The sequence below is a fragment of the Cyanobium sp. LEGE 06143 genome (assembly GCF_015207535.1).
Lineage (GTDB): Bacteria > Cyanobacteriota > Cyanobacteriia > PCC-6307 > Cyanobiaceae > NIES-981.
In genome coordinates this window covers 1-2,727 of sequence record NZ_JADEWP010000252.1, presented here as the reverse complement: position 1 = coordinate 2,727, position 2,727 = coordinate 1, and the positions used below count along the sequence as shown (strand labels likewise).

Annotated in this window: 3 protein-coding genes and 1 pseudogene; 1 reads left to right on the top strand and 3 read right to left on the bottom strand. The window is 73.2% G+C overall.

Going from position 1 to position 2,727, the window contains the following annotated elements:
* A partial coding sequence (locus tag IQ216_RS13110; protein ID WP_193815820.1) for a hypothetical protein occupies positions 1–396 on the top strand: 396 nt, incomplete at its 5' end.
* Here IQ216_RS13110 and IQ216_RS13105 read toward each other — a convergent pair.
* The 3 genes and pseudogenes from IQ216_RS13105 to IQ216_RS13095 form a co-directional block, all read right to left on the bottom strand.
* A complete protein-coding gene (locus tag IQ216_RS13105) occupies positions 353–1,180 on the bottom strand; it encodes a uroporphyrinogen-III synthase (protein ID WP_193815819.1) in 828 nt (275 codons plus the stop codon). The genes IQ216_RS13110 and IQ216_RS13105 overlap by 44 nt on opposite strands.
* A 19-nt stretch (positions 1,181–1,199) precedes the next feature.
* Positions 1,200–2,399 (bottom strand): glycosyltransferase, encoded by a 1,200-nt coding sequence (locus IQ216_RS13100; protein ID WP_228007511.1) that lies wholly within the window; start codon positions 2,397–2,399, stop codon positions 1,200–1,202.
* A 15-nt stretch (positions 2,400–2,414) separates the two neighbouring features.
* Positions 2,415–2,727: pseudogene (locus IQ216_RS13095) on the bottom strand (glycosyl hydrolase family 3); the annotation flags it as partial.

Sequence of the window (2,727 nt, the reverse complement as noted above, 5' to 3'; positions counted from 1 at the left end):
GCCCCAGCCAGCCCTGCGGCAGCCGCCCAGCCGCCGGTGCTCACGGGCCTCACCCCCCTGCCTACACCCAACCAGGTGTTGGCATCGATCCCATCGGGCCGCGACGATCCCTTCGCCCCCATGGCGCCGAGCGTTTCGGCCACGCCTGGCAGCAGGCCCGCCTCGGCGCGGCTCAGCCTGCCGCCGTCGTTCCGCTTCACCGGCGTGATCAGCTCTGCCGGAACGGCCAAGGCGATCGTGGACTATGGCGCCACCAGTGGGGCCCTGAGTGTGGGTGACAGAGGCGGCAGCAGCACCGACCTGTTGCCGCCGGGCTGGACAGTGGCCGCGATCAACGCCGACCGTGGTCTGCTCACCCTGCGTCAGGGGCGTCAGACCGTGTCGGCTGAGCTCTGAGCGCTTCCACGCAGGCCTGCACCAGGCCCTCGAGGTCGTGGGGATCGGCCTCGGCGTCCACCCGGCCGAGCTCCCGCTCACAGCGCTGGCTGGTCTGGGGGCCGATCGACACCACCGCCACATCCCGCAGACAGTGGGGCCAGGCCTCGCCGAAGCCCGCCTGCAGCAGCTGAACGGTGTGGCTCACTGTCTTGGCGCTGCTGAAGGTGATCGCGTCGAGTGCCCCCCGCTCCAGGGCTGCCACGGCGGCGGAGGGCAGGCCGGCCGGGCAGCGGGTCTCGTAGGCGGCCACCTCCACAACTCTGGCCCCGCCTGCGGCGAAGGCCTCGGCCAGCACGGTGCGGCCGCCACTCTCCACCCGCGGCAGCAGCAGCCGCAGACCCCAGCCCGAAGCCGGAAAGTGCTCCAGCAGGCTGTCCGCCACGAAGCTGGGCGGCACGAAGTCGGCGGGGGCACCAATCGCCTCCAGCTGGGCGGCGGTCTTGCGGCCCACGGCGGCGATCCTGAGGCTGCGGGGCCGGTGGGCCAGGCTGCGACCCCGCAACCCCAGCCGCTTCTCCACAGCCTCCACGCCATTGCCGCTGGAGAACACCAGCCAGTGGAAGTCCTCGAGCTCATCGAGGGCGTCATCGAGGGGGCCCCACGACTCCGGCGGCGTCACCACCAGGGCGGGCAGGTCCACCACCTGGGCCCCTGCCGCCTCGAACAGGCGCCGGGCGGCGCCGATCTGGGTTTCGGCCCTGGTCACGGCGATGGTTCTGCCGGCCAGGCAGGGCTCAGACATGGAGGCTTCAGACAAGGGTTCAGTCCTCCAGCTTGACCAGGGCAGAGGCCCGTTGCCGCAGCGCCTCGGCCTCGCCCTGGCGGTTCTGACTCCGCAGCAGCTCCAGGGCCTGGCGAAAGGCGCCGCGGGCTGCGGCGATGTCGCCGCTGAGCAGCAGGGCCGCCCCGAGGTTCTGCTGCGCTTCGGCGTGCTGCGGGTCCAGCTCCAGGGCGCGGCGGTAGGCCGTGATCGCCTGGGGCAGGTGGCCGCGGCGGCGTTCGATCAGGCCCTGGTTGTACCAGGCAAGCCCCACCTCAGGGGCGATGGCACAGGCGTGGCCGCAGAGCTCGGCCGCCTCGGCCAGGGCCCCCTGCTCGCACAGCAGGGCGGCCAGGTTGAGCCGGGCGCCCAGGCTCACCCGGCCCGGTAGGGGCAGCTCCAGGGCCTGGCGGTAGAGGTCGGCGGCGGCGGCCTTGTCCTCGTTCGCCAGGGCGATGGCCAGATGCAGCAGCAGTTCGTAGCGCTCCGGAACCGCCCCGGAGGGGCAGTGCTGCAGCCCGCGCCGCAGCAGGCGGATGCCCTGCCGCAGGCGGCCTTCGCTCACCTCCAGGCTGCCGAGCTTGGCGCAGGCGTAGGGATCGTGGGGCTGGAGCCGCAGCTCCTGTTCCATCGCCTGGCGCAGCCGCCCGGCCTTGTTGCCCCGCTCCAGCAGGGCGGGGGCATAGCCGTCGTGCACCAGGGCGGGGGTATCGCAGTCGGCGATACGCCAGTGCGGCTGCTGCCGCTGGAGGGCCAGCACGCTGTCATCCACCTGGGCGTGATAGGCGCCGCTCCAGTGGAGGGCGGGGTGGCGGCGAAACAGACGGCTGACGCTGGAGTAGGGCGACTGCCTGGCACCGCGCTCCTGGCGCAGCAGGTTGACCAGCAGCAGGTCGGGCTGCTCCAGCAGGCGGCGCAGGGGCGCCCGGGCCGGCTCCAGCAGCTGCTCGTCGGCGTCGAGCACGAGCACCCAGTCGCCGGACACGTGGCGCAGGGCCTCGTTGCGGGCCGGCGCGAAGTCGCCCGGCCAGGGCAGGGCATGCACCACGGCACCAAGCCGCTCGGCCAGGGCCACGGTGCCATCGCTGGAGCCGGTGTCGAGCAGCACCATCTCATCCACGAAGCCGGCCACTGAGGCCAGGCAGCCCTCCAGCCGTTCCGCTTCGTTGCGCACCACCATCGACAGGCTCAGCTTCGGCATGGGGTCTCGGGCGGTTCAGTCGGTGAAGGCCTGGCCGGCGCTGCGGTCGGCGAGCCCCAGGCGGCCCAGCAGCCAGGCCTGGGCCCGGGGCATCTGGCCGGGGCTGTAGGCCGCCGGCAACGGCTCCGGCAGCAGGGGCTGCAGGGCCTCCCACAGGTAGGGGCTGCCGTAGATCGCCAGGCCTGCCAGCCGGCCATGCCGCAGCAGCTGGGCGACGGCCGCGGGCCAGGGCTCATCGCCGCCGGCGCTGCCCCGGAAGGGGTTGCCGCGCAGGAATAGCTGCAGCAGCACGGGGCCCTCGCCGAGCTGATCCAGGTTCAGGGGGGCC

Bases quoted from the DNA above. Each gene is read 5' to 3' on its own strand.
- IQ216_RS13105 (WP_193815819.1), bottom strand. From the start codon at position 1,180: ATGTCTGAGCCCTGCCTGGCCGGCAGAACCATCGCCGTGACCAGGGCC.
- IQ216_RS13100 (WP_228007511.1), bottom strand. From the start codon at position 2,399: ATGCCGAAGCTGAGCCTGTCGATGGTGGTGCGCAACGAAGCGGAACGG.